This window comes from Pseudomonas sp. FJ2-5-13 (assembly GCF_029201605.1).
In the GTDB taxonomy this organism is placed as follows: Bacteria; Pseudomonadota; Gammaproteobacteria; order Pseudomonadales; family Pseudomonadaceae; genus Aquipseudomonas; species Aquipseudomonas lactis.
Genome location: NZ_CP104045.1, coordinates 5474487 through 5491096 on the forward strand (window position 1 = coordinate 5474487; position 16610 = coordinate 5491096).

11 protein-coding genes and 1 tRNA gene are annotated in these 16610 nt (G+C 60.4%); 11 read left to right on the forward strand and 1 reads right to left on the reverse strand.

Annotated features, from left to right (window positions below):
* Positions 1-12: 12 nt before the first annotated feature.
* The gene (gene tsaD, locus N2A98_RS24335; RefSeq protein ID WP_003194748.1) at positions 13-1038 is read right to left on the reverse strand and encodes a tRNA (adenosine(37)-N6)-threonylcarbamoyltransferase complex transferase subunit TsaD; all 1026 of its coding nucleotides are present in this window, start codon (positions 1036-1038) and stop codon (positions 13-15) included.
* 203 nt (positions 1039-1241) lie between these two features.
* Here tsaD and rpsU point away from each other — a divergent pair, with 203 nt between their 5' ends.
* The 11 genes from rpsU (at position 1242) to pqqB (ending at position 16605) form a co-directional block, all read left to right on the forward strand.
* Complete coding sequence (rpsU, locus tag N2A98_RS24340; RefSeq protein ID WP_002551877.1) at positions 1242-1457, forward strand: 30S ribosomal protein S21; 216 nt, start codon at positions 1242-1244, stop codon at positions 1455-1457.
* A 442-nt stretch (positions 1458-1899) separates the two neighbouring features.
* Positions 1900-3870 (forward strand): DNA primase, encoded by a 1971-nt coding sequence (gene dnaG, locus N2A98_RS24345; protein ID WP_032895025.1) that lies wholly within the window; start codon positions 1900-1902, stop codon positions 3868-3870.
* Positions 3871-3937: 67 nt separating this feature from the next.
* On the forward strand, positions 3938-5785 hold the full coding sequence (rpoD, locus tag N2A98_RS24350) for an RNA polymerase sigma factor RpoD (protein WP_003194751.1): 1848 nt from the start codon (positions 3938-3940) through the stop codon (positions 5783-5785).
* A 135-nt stretch (positions 5786-5920) separates the two neighbouring features.
* Complete coding sequence (locus N2A98_RS24355; RefSeq protein WP_275622741.1) at positions 5921-9664, forward strand: bifunctional diguanylate cyclase/phosphodiesterase; 3744 nt, start codon at positions 5921-5923, stop codon at positions 9662-9664.
* Between the two features lie 15 nt (positions 9665-9679).
* Positions 9680-9756, forward strand: a tRNA-Ile gene (locus N2A98_RS24360).
* A 112-nt stretch (positions 9757-9868) separates the two neighbouring features.
* Complete coding sequence (locus tag N2A98_RS24365; RefSeq protein ID WP_003194755.1) at positions 9869-10315, forward strand: Lrp/AsnC family transcriptional regulator; 447 nt, start codon at positions 9869-9871, stop codon at positions 10313-10315.
* Positions 10316-10462: 147 nt separating this feature from the next.
* Positions 10463-12166: an NAD(P)/FAD-dependent oxidoreductase gene (locus N2A98_RS24370; protein ID WP_047711925.1), complete on the forward strand. Its 1704-nt coding sequence runs from the start codon at positions 10463-10465 to the stop codon at positions 12164-12166.
* Between the two features lie 10 nt (positions 12167-12176).
* On the forward strand, positions 12177-12971 hold the full coding sequence (locus tag N2A98_RS24375) for a carbon-nitrogen hydrolase family protein (RefSeq protein ID WP_047711926.1): 795 nt from the start codon (positions 12177-12179) through the stop codon (positions 12969-12971).
* Positions 12972-13019: 48 nt separating this feature from the next.
* Entirely contained in the window at positions 13020-15389 is a 2370-nt protein-coding gene (gene pqqF, locus N2A98_RS24380) for a pyrroloquinoline quinone biosynthesis protein PqqF (RefSeq protein ID WP_275622742.1), read from the forward strand.
* 158 nt (positions 15390-15547) lie between these two features.
* Positions 15548-15622 (forward strand): pyrroloquinoline quinone precursor peptide PqqA, encoded by a 75-nt coding sequence (gene pqqA / locus N2A98_RS24385; protein WP_003194766.1) that lies wholly within the window; start codon positions 15548-15550, stop codon positions 15620-15622.
* A gap of 71 nt (positions 15623-15693) precedes the next feature.
* A complete protein-coding gene (pqqB, locus tag N2A98_RS24390) occupies positions 15694-16605 on the forward strand; it encodes a pyrroloquinoline quinone biosynthesis protein PqqB (protein ID WP_014720194.1) in 912 nt (303 codons plus the stop codon).
* Positions 16606-16610 lie beyond the last annotated feature (5 nt).

A 16610-nucleotide genomic window follows, 5' to 3' on the forward strand; every position in this document is an offset into this window, starting at 1 on the left:
CGCCCTTGAACCTTACAACGGCGGCAATTGCTCCATCGGCCAGCGCGCCTGCACGCTGATCGCCAGGCTTTCGTGCTGCCCGGCCTGCAAGCGCTGGCAACCGGCGTAGGCGATCATCGCGCCGTTGTCAGTGCAGAACTCAGGGCGTGCGTAGAACACATTGCCATTCATGTCGCCGAGCATCTTTTCCAGGGAACTGCGCAACGCCTTGTTGGCACTGACGCCACCTGCGATCACCAGCCGCTTCATGCCCGCCTGTTTCAGGGCGCGCTTGCACTTGATGGTCAAAGTCTCCACCACAGCCTGCTGGAACGCCAGCGCGATGTCGCAACGGGCTTGTTGGCCGTCGTCCCCGGCGCTGACGCTCTGCTGCCAGGTGTTCAAGGCAGAGGTTTTCAAGCCGCTGAAACTGAACATCAAGCCAGGACGATCACACATCGGCCGCGGGAAGGTGTAGCGACCGGCAACGCCGTTCTCAGCCAGGCGAGCGATTTCCGGACCGCCAGGATAATTAAGCCCCATCATCTTCGCGGTTTTGTCGAACGCTTCGCCGGCAGCATCGTCCAGCGACTCGCCCAACAGCGTGTATTGGCCGATCCCATCCACCTGAACCAGCTGCGTATGCCCCCCCGAAACCAACAAAGCGACGAACGGGAACTCTGGCGGTGTTTTTTCCAGCATGGGCGCCAATAAATGGCCTTCCATATGGTGCACGCCGAGGGCAGGAATGCCCCAGGCAAAGGCCAGCGCCTGGGCGCAAGAGGCCCCAACCAGCAGGGCTCCGACCAATCCGGGCCCTGCCGTGTAGGCGATGGCATCGATCTCGGTTGCCACACAGCCGGCCTCATCCAGCACCTGGCGGATCAGCGGCAGCATGCGCTTGACGTGATCGCGGCTGGCAAGCTCCGGCACCACGCCGCCATAGGCGCGATGCAGGTCGATCTGACTGAACAGTGCATCGGCCAAAAGCCCGCGTTCACTGTCGTATAGTGCGACTCCGGTTTCGTCGCAGGAGGTTTCAAGTCCCAGTACTAGCATGGGTTTGCGCCTTGTAGAGGCTGAATTCGAAGGCGCGCATAATAGTCGCCACTCCCCCTCCCGACTAGCGGTTTTCGATCAGAGGCTTTGCATTCCGGGCAATGAGGGGTTAACATCCGCAACCCTTAAAAACCGACGACCTCAGCCGCGAATTTTTTGCGACGAGAACGTTGATTCCCGGTAATGAAAGAAGGTAGCTCTGGATGCCAGCCGTCAAAGTAAAAGAGAACGAACCCTTCGACGTAGCTCTGCGTCGTTTCAAGCGCTCCTGCGAAAAAGCCGGTGTTCTGGCTGAAGTTCGTAGCCGCGAATTTTATGAGAAGCCAACTTCTGAGCGTAAGCGCAAAGCAGCAGCCGCTGTTAAGCGTCACGCTAAGAAAGTTCAGCGCGAACAGCGCCGCGCCGTTCGTCTGTACTAATACACAGACGTTCGTAGCAAGCTTCTGCCAAGCCCGGCCCTCAGCCGGGCTGTTGGCATTTGCGGATATCGCTTGATGCTTCACCGTCGACGCCGCACACGCGACCGAGACACTGCTTCACACGTCAGGGCTGGCTCTTTTGCCAGCGGTGCACGTCTCTTCTGACGAGCCTAACAAGGCTACTGACGAGCACACCTATTCTTCAAACAGACGATCAACCGTGTCGGCTGTGCCCATCGATGCGTTTCCGAGGCCGCCATTGGCCAAGACCGGACGCCCGGGCAACATTTCCATGCCGAAGACTGATCAGAAACTACCCTCAGTGAATATTCGGCAGATACACTTCCTGATGACCCATGCAGACGATGATGATCAAGCACGCCATACGTGCGCTTGAACACGTCACGGGCCCTCATTTACACGCAGTGATGACGAGAACGCCATGGCCGGGCTGATTCCCCAGAGCTTTATTGACGACCTTCTGAACCGCACCGACATCGTCGATGTTGTCAGCTCACGCGTACAGCTGAAAAAAGCCGGCAAAAACTACACCGCCTGCTGCCCGTTCCATAAAGAAAAAACCCCATCGTTCAGCGTCAGCCCCGACAAACAGTTTTATTACTGCTTCGGTTGCGGCGCAGGCGGGAACGCCCTGGGCTTCCTGATGGACCACGACAACCTGGACTTCCCCCAGGCTGTCGAGGACCTGGCGAAAGCCGCCGGCATGGAAGTGCCCCGCGAAGAAAGTGGTCGCCCGCACAAACCCCGGCAACCCACCGATTCGCCGCTGTACCCGCTACTGACCGCCGCTGCCGACTTTTACCGCCAGGCACTCAAGAGCCATCCGCAGCGCAAGGCCGCTGTCGATTACCTCAAAGGGCGCGGCCTCACCGGCGAAATCGCTCGGGATTTTGGTCTCGGCTTCGCCCCGCCGGGCTGGGACAACCTGTATAAGCACCTGAGCAGCGACACCCTCCAGCAAAAGGCCATGATCGATGCCGGCCTGCTGGTGGAAAACGCCGAGACCGGCAAGCGCTATGACCGCTTCCGCGACCGCGTGATGTTCCCGATACGCGACAGCCGTGGCCGTATCATCGCCTTTGGCGGCCGCGTACTCGGGGACGACAAGCCCAAGTACCTGAACTCTCCGGAGACCCCGGTATTCCACAAGGGCCAGGAACTCTACGGCCTGTTCGAAGCGCGCAAGAACAACCGCAACCTCGACGAGATCATCGTGGTTGAAGGCTATATGGACGTGATCGCCCTCGCCCAACAAGGCCTGCGCAACGCGGTCGCCACCCTCGGCACCGCCACCAGCGAAGAACATTTGAAGCGCCTGTTTCGCGTCGTGCCCAGCGTGCTGTTTTGCTTCGACGGCGACCAGGCTGGCCGCAACGCCGCCTGGCGCGCGCTCGAAGCCACGCTGTCGAGCCTGCAGGATGGGCGTCGCGCTCGCTTCCTGTTCCTGCCCGAAGGCGAAGACCCGGACACCCTGGTGCGTTCGGAAGGTACCGACGCGTTCCGCGCACGCATCAATCAACATGCGCAGCCGCTGGCGGATTATTTTTTTCAGCAACTGACCGAAGAGGCCGACCCGCGCTCCCTCGAAGGCAAGGCCCATATGGCCACCCTCGCGGCGCCCCTGATCGATAAAGTCCCGGGCGCCAACTTGCGCACACTGATGCGCCAGCGCCTGCTGGAGATCACCGGTTTGAGCGGCGAAGCCGTAAGCCAGCTGGTGCACAGCGCCCCGCAGGATGCGCCGCCAGCCTACGACCCCGGCATGGATTACGACGCCATGCCGGACTACGCTGACTTTCATCAACCTCAGGAGGCCTTCGCGCCCCAGCAGGAATGGACGCCGAAGAAGCCGGGCGCCGGCGGCAAGAAGTGGGACAAAAAGCCCTGGAGCAAAAACGGCAAACGCGGTGATCGCGATGAAGCCTACGCGCCACGCACACCCGTAGCGGTGGAAGCCCCCACACTGATTGCACTGCGCACACTGATTCACCACCCGCAATTGGCCGGCAAGGTTGAAAGTGCCGACCACTTTGCCAACGAGAGCAACACCTACGCTCAGGTACTTATCGCACTGATCGAAGCCGTGCAGAAAAACCCTAAGCTAAACTCAATTCAGTTGATGGCTCGCTGGCATGGCACGGAACAGGGCCGTTTATTGCGGGCACTGGCGGAAAAGGAGTGGCTAATTGACGGCGACAACCTTGAACAACAGTTTTTAGACACCATTAATAGGTTATCCGCGGGTCAACACACTCAGACCCTCGATGAACTTATCAAGAGAGCGAGGCAGCCGGGATTATCGGCTGAAGAGCAAATTCAGATAGCAAAACAGATGCGCGACCTCTTAAAACAGAATGTTTACGCATCAAACCCGACCTCAGCTGGCGTGTGAGGTCATAGCTCGGGTATAATCCTCGGCTTGTTTTTTGCCCGCCAAGACCTTCAGTGGATAGGGTGTTATGTCCGGAAAAGCGCAACAGCAGTCTCGTATCAAAGAGTTGATACTTCTTGGTCGTGAGCAGGGTTACCTGACTTACGCGGAGGTCAACGACCACCTGCCTGAGGATATTTCAGATCCTGAGCAGGTGGAAGACATCATCCGCATGATTAACGACATGGGGATCAACGTATTCGAAGTCGCGCCAGATAAGGATTCCCTTATGCTGGCCGACGCTGATACCGACGAGGCCGCCGCTGAGGAAGCTGCTGCCGCGCTGGCTGCAGTAGAGACCGATATCGGCCGCACGACAGACCCGGTGCGCATGTATATGCGCGAAATGGGTACCGTCGAGCTGCTGACACGCGAAGGCGAAATCGAAATCGCCAAGCGTATCGAAGAGGGCATCCGTGAAGTGATGGGCGCTATTGCGCACTTCCCTGGCACGGTTGACCACATTCTCTCCGAGTACACCCGCGTCACCACCGAAGGTGGCCGCCTGTCCGACGTCCTGAGCGGTTATATCGACCCGGACGACGGCATTGCGCCGCCTGCCGCCGAAGTGCCGCCGCCTGTTGATGCGAAAGCCGCAAAAGCGGACGACGACACCGACGACGACGAAGCTGAAAGCAGCGACGACGAAGAAGAAGCCGAAAGCGGTCCAGACCCGGTTATCGCTGCCCAGCGCTTCGGTGCGGTTTCCGATCAAATGGAAATCACCCGCAAGGCCCTGAAAAAGCACGGTCGTGGCAACAAGCAGGCGATTGCCGAGCTGGTGGCCCTGGCTGAGCTGTTCATGCCGATCAAGCTGGTGCCCAAGCAGTTCGAAGGCCTGGTTGAGCGTGTTCGCAGTGCCCTTGAGCGCCTGCGTGCCCAAGAGCGTGCGATCATGCAGCTCTGTGTGCGTGATGCGCGCATGCCGCGTACCGATTTCCTGCGCCAGTTCCCGGGCAACGAAGTTGACGAAAGCTGGAGCGACGCACTGGCCAAGGGCAAGGCGAAATACGCCGAAGCCATCGGCCGCCTGCAGCCCGATATCATCCGTTGCCAACAGAAGCTGACCGCGCTTGAGACCGAAACTGGCCTGACGATTGCGGAAATCAAAGACATCAACCGTCGCATGTCGATCGGTGAGGCCAAGGCCCGCCGCGCGAAGAAAGAGATGGTTGAAGCGAACTTGCGTCTGGTGATCTCCATCGCCAAGAAGTACACCAACCGTGGCCTGCAATTCCTTGATCTGATCCAGGAAGGCAACATCGGCTTGATGAAGGCGGTGGACAAGTTCGAATACCGTCGCGGCTACAAGTTCTCGACTTATGCCACCTGGTGGATCCGTCAGGCGATCACTCGCTCGATCGCCGACCAGGCCCGCACCATCCGTATTCCGGTGCACATGATCGAGACCATCAACAAGCTCAACCGCATTTCCCGGCAGATGTTGCAGGAAATGGGTCGCGAACCGACCCCGGAAGAGCTGGGCGAACGCATGGAAATGCCTGAGGATAAAATCCGCAAGGTATTGAAGATCGCTAAAGAGCCGATCTCCATGGAAACGCCGATTGGTGATGACGAAGACTCCCATCTGGGTGACTTCATCGAAGACTCGACCATGCAGTCGCCAATCGATGTCGCCACTGTTGAGAGCTTGAAAGAAGCGACTCGCGACGTACTGTCCGGCCTCACTGCCCGTGAAGCCAAGGTACTGCGCATGCGTTTCGGCATCGACATGAATACCGACCACACCCTTGAGGAAGTCGGTAAGCAGTTTGACGTGACCCGCGAGCGGATCCGCCAGATCGAAGCCAAGGCGCTGCGCAAGTTGCGCCACCCGACGCGAAGCGAGCATCTGCGCTCCTTCCTCGACGAGTGATACCAGAACCCCCGGCCCAGGCCGGGGGTTTTGCTTTCTACCGACCGCTTTCCACAGATTAACTGCCCCGCATCACCCCGCCCCCGCAATGCCCGTCTACACTCGAGACATTCCCCGTGCCATAACGAGACCGTTATGCCCAGATTGCCGACCGTGATACTGCTGTCGCTGCTGACCTGGACCGCAACGGCTGGCGCGTTGACTCTTACGGATGATGAGCGTAGCTGGTTGGCGGACCATCAGGAGCTGCGCCTCGGCGTGGACGCGTCCTGGCCACCGTTTGAATATCGCGATGAAAATGGCCGATATGAGGGCCTGGCTGCCGATTACGTACGCTTACTCCAAGACCGTCTGGGCGTTCGAATCAAACTGATCGAACCAGTTAACTGGACCGCGGTGCTTGAACAAGCCCGCAATAACCAGCTCGACCTGCTGCCTGGCATCATGTCCACCCCCGAACGCCAGAATTTCCTGGCCTTTACACGCCCCTATCTCGACTTCCCCATTGTCATCCTGGCCCATGAAGGCGGCGCAAAACCACGCAGCCTCAAGGATTTGTACGGGCTGAAAATTGCCGTAGTGGAAAACTACGCGCCCCATGAACTGCTGCGTACCCACCATCCGGACCTGAATCTGGTGGCGATGCCCAACGTCAGTTCGACGCTGCAAGCCCTGGCCACCGATGAAGTGGATGCCGTAGTCGGCGACCTGGCCTCCAGCGTCTGGAGCCTGCGCCAACTCAAGCTCGACGGCCTGTACGTCAGCGGCGAAACGCCCTACCGCTACCAACTGGCAATGGGCGTGCCGCGGGATGAAAAAATCCTGGTGGGCATCCTGGACAAAGTCCTCGCCGACCTCAGCTCAGCCGAAACTGATGCGATCCAGCAACACTGGGTCGGTAGTTTCACCGATCACCGCACCTTCTGGGCTGACCTGCTCACGTACGGCCTGCCAGCGGTGCTGCTATTGAGTACGGTGCTGGCAATCGTCATTCGGATCAATCGCCGGCTCAGCTCGGAAATTTCCCGCCGGGTCGCCCTTGAGCAAGAACTGCGAAGCAGCGAGTACCACTATCGCGGCCTGGTGGAGAGCTTGTCCGCCATCGCCTGGGAAGCAAGCATCAGCGATTTCACCTACAGCTACGTGTCACCCCATGCCGAAGACCTGCTCGGCTATCCCCGCGCTCATTGGCTGATTCCAGGTTTCTGGCGCAACATCATCCACCCCGCCGACCTGACTCGCGCCGAGGCCTATTGCTATCGGGAAACCCGTGCAAACCGCGATCACAGTATTGATTACCGAGTCATCACCGCTGATGGCCGCTGCCTGTGGGTACGTGACATTGTCAGCCTGATCGAACACGGCCATGAGCCGGTGCTGCGCGGCCTGATGATCGACATCAGCGAAGCCAAGCGCACCGAAGAAGCCCTGCAACTGTCCGAGCAGAAATTTGCCTCGGTGTTTCAGCAGTGCCCCGACATTCTGGTGATTGCCCGGTTGTCTGATGGCTGCTTGCTGGAGGTCAACAAGGCATTCGAGGACCAGATTGGTCTACGCGCCGACGAGGTGGTGGGCAAAACCGCCCCCGACCTGAATATATGGGGCATTCAAGGGGGCGGCCCGGATTTGCTGCAACGGGTACAGACCACCAGCATCCGCAACCTGGAAATGCCCTTTCTGCGCAGCAATGGCCAGGCCTTTACCGGGCTGATCTCAGCCGAGCCGTTCCAACTCGACACCACCGAAGCCTTGGTGGTGGTGGTGCGGGACATCACCCAGCTCAAGGAAACCCAACAGCGACTGCAAACCTCCGAAGAAAAGTTTGCCAAAGCCTTCCATGCCTCCCCAGATGGCTTGCTGCTGAGCCGCCAGAGCGACGGCCTGCTGATCGAAGTAAACGAGGGTTTCAGCCACCTGACCGGCTTCACCAGCGCCTCTTCACTCGACCAATCAGCCCTGGACCTGGGCATCTGGGTCGACCTCAACGAACGCAAGCACATGCTCGAATTGATGCAGCGCGACGGTTTTGTCCGCGATTTCATCTGCCATATCCGTCGTGCCGACGGCCAGATTCGCCTGTGCGAAGTGTCCAGCCGCCCGCTGCCGATTGGCGACGAAGATTGCATGCTGACCATCGCCCGGGACATCACCGAACGCCAGTTGATGCAGGAAAAACTGCAGCAGGCCGCCACGGTGTTCGAAAGTACCGCCGAAGGTGTCTTGATCACCGACACACGGCAGAACATCAGCGCCGTCAACCGCGCCTTCACTGAGATAACCGGCTATAGCGAGGGTGAAGCCCTTGGTCATACCCCGCGCCTGCTTGCCTCCGGCCTGCATGACAGCGCGTTCTATGCGGCGATGTGGCACCAGTTGACGACCCACGGCCACTGGCAAGGCGAAATCTCCAACCGCCGCAAGAACGGCGAGGTGTATCCGAGTTGGCTGACCATCAGCGCCGTGCGTAACCGCGAACAATTGGTCACGCACTTCGTTGCCGTGTTCGCCGACATCTCCAGCCTCAAGCTGGCCCAGGCACGCCTCGACTATCAGGCCCACCACGACCCATTGACCGGCCTGCCCAATCGCACGCTGTTCGAAAACCGGCTGCAAGCCGCCCTCAACGGCCAGCAGGAAAGTGGCAAGCAGGGCGCGGTGCTGTTTCTCGACCTCGACCGGTTCAAACACATCAACGACAGCCTCGGCCACCCGGTCGGCGACCTGCTGCTCAAAGACATCGCCGTACGCCTCAAGGAGCAGTTGCGGGACGTGGACACCGTTGCTCGCTTGGGCGGCGACGAATTCATCATCCTGCTGCCCGGTTTGCAACAGGCCAGCGACGCTCAGCACTTGGCGAACAAACTGCTCGATTGCTTTACCCCGCCCTTCCAGGCCGGCGAGCATGAGTTCTTTATCAGCGCCAGTATCGGCACCAGCCTGTATCCACAGGACGGCACCGACGTGGCGACCCTGGTCAAAAATGCCGACGCCGCAATGTATCGCTCCAAAGCCAAGGGGCGTAACCGGGTCGAGCGCTATACCCGCGACCTGACTGCCCAAGCCAATGAACGCGTAGCGCTGGAGCACGAACTGCGCCGCGCCATCGAACGTGAAGAGTTGAGTCTGTATTACCAACCCAAACGCAGCCTGATCACCCAACAACTGATCGGCGCCGAAGCCTTGATCCGCTGGCATCACCCGACGCTGGGCGAGGTCCCGCCCGAGCACTTTATCGCCCTGGCCGAAGAGAACGGCACGATCCTGCAAATCGGCGACTGGGTACTGGAACAGGCCTGCCGACAACTGCACGCCTGGCAAGCGGCTTTCGAGGACTTCGGCCCCCTGTCGGTCAACCTCGCAGGCGCGCAACTGCGTCACCCCAACCTGCTGTCACGCATCGAACAACTGCTGCGCGATTACCGCCTCGAACCCGGCTGCCTGCAACTGGAAATCACCGAAAACTTCATCATGAGCCAAGCCGAAGAGGCACTGGCGGTGTTGCACCAACTCAAGCGCCTGGGCGTCCAATTGGCGATCGATGATTTCGGCACCGGTTATTCATCCCTCAGCTACCTCAAACGCCTGCCTCTGGACTTCCTCAAGATCGACCAATCCTTCGTCCGCGGCTTGCCCGACGACCCTCACGATGCAGCCATCGTGCGCGCCATCATCGCCCTGGGCCACAGCATGCAATTCACCATCATCGCCGAAGGCGTGGAGACCCCGGCACAACAAGCATTCCTCGCAAGCGAGGGGTGTGAACAGATGCAAGGCTACATCGTCAGCCTGCCCCTGCCGCCGGAGCTTTTTGCCGCCAGCTTCCTTCGTACACGGCATGAGGATTTTTCGGATGGCACAGTGAACAAACCATCGTTATAATCCGCGACCTACTGAGGGCCTATAGCTCAGTTGGTTAGAGCAGGGGACTCATAATCCCTTGGTCGTAGGTTCGAGTCCTACTGGGCCCACCACACAAGAAAGCCGCGCATTGCGCGGCTTTTGCGTATCTGGCCGATTGATTTTTTCCGCAGGGCCAAGCCTGTAACATGCCTGCTCACTGCCCTCTCGCACTGGAGCTCCCCCTTGCCCGCCCTAGACGAAATCGACCGCCAACTGATCGCCGCCCTGCAGCTCAACGCCCGTGAAAGCGTGGCCATGCTCGCCCGGCAGTTGGGCATCGCGCGTACCACCGTCACGTCGCGTCTGGCACGCCTGGAGAAAACCCAGGTCATCACCGGTTACGGCGTGCGCCTGGGCCAGCGCGTTGCGGATGGTGGGTTGCAGGCTTACGTGGGCATTACCGTGCAACCCCGTTCGGGCAAAGAGGTGTTGCGCAGGCTGAGCGCCATGGCGCAAGTGCAGCAGTTGTGCGCGGTGAGCGGGGAGTTCGATTACGTGGCTTGGCTGCGCACCGATTCGCCGGAGCAACTGGACCAATTGCTGGACCAGATCGGCAGTGTCGACGGTGTGGAGAAAACCACCACCTCGATCATCCTCAGTAACAAATTGGATCGCGGACAACCAATCTGATCGCGATTCTCGTCATATTGACTAAAACTAACGCAATACGACGACACATTGCGTCTTATTAACGAGCGCAACGCTCCCTAAACTGGCTGCCATCTTTTCCTATACTCAACGGGCCCTCCTCCCGCCGAGCCGTCAGTAAGGTCAGCCATGAGCATTCCGTCCAGCACCCTCAGCAAGCCCAATCGCCACCCGGGCGACGGCAAGAAACCCATCACTATCTTCGGCCCCGATTTCCCGTTTGCCTTTGATGACTGGATCGAACACCCCGCCGGGCTGGGCAGTATTCCTGCGGTTAACCATGGCGCCGAAGTGGCGATCGTCGGTGCCGGGATCGCGGGCCTGGTTGCGGCCTACGAGTTGATGAAGCTGGGGCTCAAGCCCGTTGTGTACGAAGCCTCGAAGATGGGCGGTCGCTTGCGCTCGCAGGCCTTTGAAGGCGCCGAAGGCATCATCGCCGAGCTGGGCGGCATGCGGTTCCCGGTGTCGTCCACGGCGTTCTACCATTACGTGGACAAACTGGGACTGGAGACCAAGCCCTTTCCCAACCCGCTGACGCCGGCGTCCGGCAGCACTGTGATCGATCTGGAAGGCCAGACTCACTACGCGCAAAAACTCTCCGATTTACCTGCACTGTTTCAGGAAGTGGCCGATGCCTGGGCCGACGCTCTGGAAGCCGGTTCACAGTTCGGCGATATCCAGCAGGCGATCCGCGACCGCGACGTGCCGCGGCTCAAGGAGCTGTGGAACAAGCTCGTGCCGCTGTGGGATGACCGTACCTTCTACGACTTCGTCGCCACCTCCAAAGCCTTCGCCAAATTGTCGTTCCACCACCGCGAGGTGTTTGGCCAGGTCGGTTTCGGTACCGGCGGCTGGGACTCTGACTTCCCCAACTCCATGCTGGAAATCTTCCGTGTGGTGATGACCAACTGCGATGATCATCAACATCTGATCGTCGGTGGCGTGGCCCAAGTGCCCATGGGCATCTGGCGCCATGTGCCGGAACGCTGCGCCCACTGGCCGGCCGGTACCAGCCTGAGCTCGCTGCATAGAGGTGCGCCACGGGCCGGCGTGAAGCGCATCGCCCACGCCGCCGATGGCCGTTTCGCCGTTACCGACAACTACGGCGACACCCGCGAATACGCGGCGGTGCTGACCACCTGCCAAAGCTGGCTGCTGACCACCCAGATCGAATGCGATGAAACCCTGTTCTCACAAAAAATGTGGATGGCCCTGGATCGTACTCGCTACATGCAGTCCTCGAAAACCTTCGTGATGGTTGACCGCCCATTCTGGAAAGACAAAGACCCACAAACCGGTCGCGACCTGATGAGCATGACCCTCACCGACCGCCTGACCCGTGGCACCTACCTGTTCGATAACGGCGACGACAAGCCGGGGGTGATCTGCCTGTCCTACTCGTGGATGAGCGACGCGCTGAAGATGCTGCCCCAGCCTATCGACAAGCGGGTGAAACTGGCCCTGGATGCACTGAAGAAGATCTACCCCAAAGTCGACATCAAGGCGCGCATCATCGGCGACCCGATCACCGTATCCTGGGAGGCCGATCCGCATTTCCTCGGGGCTTTCAAAGGCGCCTTGCCCGGCCACTATCGCTACAACCAGCGGATGTATGCGCACTTCATGCAAAAGGATATGCCTGCCGAACAACGCGGGATCTTCATCGCCGGTGATGATGTATCGTGGACGCCTGCCTGGGTCGAAGGCGCGGTACAAACCTCGCTCAACGCGGTGTGGGGGATCATGAACCACTTTGGAGGCAGCACCCACCCGCAGAACCCAGGCCCGGGCGACGTGTTCGATGAAATAGGGCCCATTGCCCTGGCAGAATAAGGAGTTGAGCATGCGTGTCGCCTTGTACCAATGCCCGCCACTGCCGCTGGATGTGGCCGCTAACCTGCAGCGCCTGCACCGGTTGGCCCATGAGGCACACGGCGCCGATGTGCTGGTGCTGCCAGAGATGTTCCTCAGCGGCTATAACATTGGCGCCGAAGCCGTTGGCGCACTGGCCGAGGCACAGGATGGGCCGTCGGCGCAGGCAATTGCCGAACTGGCGCAGGGTGCCGGGCTGGCGATTCTGTATGGCTACCCGGAGCGGGCCGAGGACGGCCAGATCTACAACGCCGTGCAGTTGATCGACGCCCACGGCAAGCGCCTGTGCAACTACCGTAAGACCCACCTGTTTGGCGATCTTGATCACTCGATGTTCAGCGCCGGCCCCGATGATTTCCCGGTGGTGGAATTGAACGGGTGGAAGGTGGGCATGCTGATTTGCTACGACCTGGAGTTTCCGGAAAACACCCGGCGCCTGGCCCTGGCCGGTGCCGAACTGATCCTGGTGCCCACCGCCAATATGGTGCCGTTCGACTTTGTTGCCGACGTCACCGTACGGGCGCGAGCCTTTGAAAACCAATGTTTCGTGGCCTATGCCAACTACTGCGGGCACGAAGGCGAGATTCACTACTGCGGGCAAAGCAGCATTGCCGCGCCGGACGGCCAGCGAATTGCCCAGGCCGGCCTGGATGAAGCCTTGATCGTCGGCACCCTGGAGCGCCAATCGATATTCGACGCCCGAGCCGCCAACCACTACCTGCAAGACCGTCGCGCCGAACTCTACGGCGCACTGCACAAGCCCTGACCCATTGGGTTTGCTAGCATAGGCACTTCCCACGCCTCGGAAGTGCCCATGCCTGCGCCGGTTCACCCTCATCCCGTTCACCTGACCCTCGCCAATGGCCTGCGGGTTTGCCTGCGCCATGCGCCACGCTTGAAGCGCTGCGCCGCCGTTTTACAGGTGGCTGCCGGCAGCCATGACGTGCCATTGGCTTGGCCTGGGCTGGCGCACTTTCTTGAGCACTTGTTGTTTCTCGGTACCGAGCGTTTTCCAGCCGGCGAAGGGCTGATGGCCTACGTGCAGCGACACGGTGGGCAGATCAATGCCAGCACCCGTGAGCGCATCACCGAGTTTTTCTTTGAACTGCCGGTGCCGGTATTTGCAGACGGGCTGATGCGGTTGGCGGATATGCTGACACACCCACGCCTGAACCTCGACGATCAACAGCGTGAGCGCGAAGTGCTCGACGCGGAGTTCATCGCCTGGTCCCAGGATGCCCAGGCCCAACAACAAGTGGCGCTGCTGCAAGGCTTGGCAGCGGATCATCCGTTGCGCGGTTTTCATGCCGGCAACCGCGACAGCCTGCCGGTGGAAAGCGAGGCCTTTCAGCAAGCCTTGCGCGGGTTCCACGCACACTTTTATCAAAGCGGGCAGATGACTTTGAGCCTTGCCGGCCCACAATCGCTGACAGACCTGCAGGCCATGGCCCAGCAGTTCAGTGACCAACTGACACCCGGGCCATTGCACCCGCAGGCCGCTCCACCGGCCTTGATGCAAGGCTCGGCACGCCGCTATCAACACGTCGCCGGCCAACACCTGCATCAAGTCATTACCTGTAACGCGCCACGGGAAGCGCTGGCGTTTCTCTGCACCTGGCTCAACGCCTCGGCCCCCGGCGGGCTGTTCGCCGAACTGCAAGCACAACGACTGGCCATCGCGCTGCAGGCGTCCGTGCTGTACCAGTTTGCGGATCAAGCCGTGCTGGATATCCACTTCACTCTCGGCAGCGAGCGCGAACCGGCCACGCAGATCGAAGAGTTACTGCACGACTGGCTGAGTTTCTTCGCACACAGCGACTGGACAGCGTTACGCGAAGAATTCGCCTTGCTCAATGCTCGCCAGCAACAGGTCCAAGGCGCCCTGGCCTTGGCGCGCAACGACGCCCACGACCTGTCGGAACAAGGCACCGCTGCCCTCAAGGCCATGCTCGATTCACTGCACCTGCCCGCCTCCCGGCACCCTTGGCAACTGCCGCCTAACAATCCTTTGCTTCGTGCGCCCGCCAAGGAAGAACGCGCCGGCCTGATTCGCGGCCAAACCAGCGCCCATCGTGGCTTGCGTACCTTTGCCCAGGATCGCTCACGGGGCCGACGGGAGCTGTCGGCGCTGACCTTCAGCCAGGCGTTGGCGGATGACACGGGCGAAGGCGCGCTGTACCTGCACTGGCGGTTTGACTCGGCGGTACCCACCGGGCTGGAAAGCCTGTTGCGGCCGTTGTGCGAACAGGCACGGCAGGCGGGCGTCGAGTTGTCTTGCGAAACGATCGCCACTGACTGGCAGGTGAAGATGCACGGCCTCCACGAGCCCATGCCGGCGGTGCTCGAAGCGTTGGCCCGGTGCCTGAGTGGCTCGGATGAACCGTCGCCCGCTCCCGCGCCGATGATCGCCATCCGGGAACTGCTCAAGGCGTTGCCTGCTTGCTGTGCCGGTGTTCAACCCGAGCCTCAGGGGACGACAGCGTCCTGGGCCACAGCACGCTGGCAGGGGCTGGGCGCAGGTCTGCCCGCCGCCTGTGAAGCGGCGATCAAAGCCGCAGCGACCCGGTTGCCTGGGCAACCGGCAACTCAGCCTTTCACACCTCAGGCCCTTGACGGACAAAAGCGCTGGCACGCAGTCAACACCGAATCCAGCGAGGCGGCGCTACTGCTATTTTGCCCAGCACCGACGCGATCTCTCGCCGATGAAGCCAACTGGCGCTTGCTCGCGCATGTGCTCCAGGGGCCGTTCTACCAGCGCCTGAGAGTCGAATTGCAAATCGGCTACGCCGTGTTCAGCGGCATCCGACCAATCAACGGCCAAACCGGCCTGCTGTTTGGGGTGCAATCGCCCAGCACTTCCCTGGACGGCATCGTCGAACAGTTGCAGGCCTTCCTGAGGCAACTGCCGTCGTTGATCGAGCGCTGCCCCGACTTGGGTAACCAGGCCCTCGCGCAGCAGTTCTCGGCCCAGACGCTGCCCATCAACGAAGCTGCCGAGTTGCTCTGGCATGCGCACCTGGCAGGTCATTCGTCGGGTTATCTGGATCAGCTTCAACAGTTGATTCAACAGCGCACACGCGAGGATGTGCAGCACGCCGCGCACCAACTCAATGACGCAGCAGGCGGCTGGCGCTGCGTGGCCAACGGGCCGCGTATCAACGACGACTGGCAAGCAGCGCCGTGATCATTGCCAACCCTGCAACAGGCTTTCTCCACCGAGACAGCGCTAACTTGAATAAAATTGCGTAACATTGCGCAGCAATATCTGAACATCTCCAATGGGAGGTGGACTATATGTATTACTTGGTAGTGAACGTCCCATCCCTTGATAGGAGTAAGAATATGACCTGGTCCAAACCTGCTTACACTGATCTGCGTATTGGTTTCGAAGTCACCATGTACTTCGCCAGCCGTTGATTGGCTGAGTGATACAACGCCTCGGTTCGCCCGGGGCGTTTTTGTTTTGAGCTGTGCTTGATGGAGCGATCATGTTTGTCCAGATTCTAGGTTCCGCCGCCGGCGGTGGCTTCCCGCAGTGGAACTGCAACTGCGTGAACTGCGCAGGTTTTCGTGATGGCAGCCTGCGGGCCCACGCGCGTACCCAGTCGTCCATCGCGATCTCCGACGACGGCGTGAACTGGGTGCTCTGCAATGCCTCGCCGGATATCCGCGCGCAACTCCAGGGCTTTGCGCCCATGCAACCGGGCCGCGCCCTGCGCGATACCGGCATCAGCGCAATCATCCTGATGGACAGTCAGATCGACCACACCACCGGCCTGCTGAGTCTGCGCGAAGGCTGCCCGCATCAAGTGTGGTGCACCGACATGGTCCACGAAGACCTGAGCACAGGCTTCCCGTTGTTCACCATGCTGACCCACTGGAATGGTGGCCTGGCCTGGAACCGCATCGAGCTGGACGCCAGCTTCACCATCCCGGCCTGCCCCAACCTGCGCTTCACCCCGCTGCCGTTGCGCAGCGCCGCACCGCCCTATTCGCCGCACCGCTTCGACCCGCACCCCGGTGACAACATCGGCCTGATCGTCGAAGACCTGCGTACCGGCGGCAAACTGTTCTACGCCCCTGGGCTGGGCAAGGTCGACGCGCCGCTGTTGGATATCATGGCCGGCAGTGACTGCCTGCTGGTCGACGGCACGATGTGGGACGACGATGAGATGCAGCGCCGTGGGGTCGGCACCCGCACCGGGCGTGAGATGGGCCACCTGGCCCAGAACGGCCCCGGCGGCATGCTTGAAGTGCTCGAGCAACTGCCCAAGCAGCGCAAAGTGCTTATCCACATCAACAACACTAACCCGATCCTCGATGAAGACTCTCCCGAGCGAGCGGAGCTGGTGCGGCGCAATGTCGAAGTGGCTTACGACGGCATGAGCATTGAATTGTAGGAGCG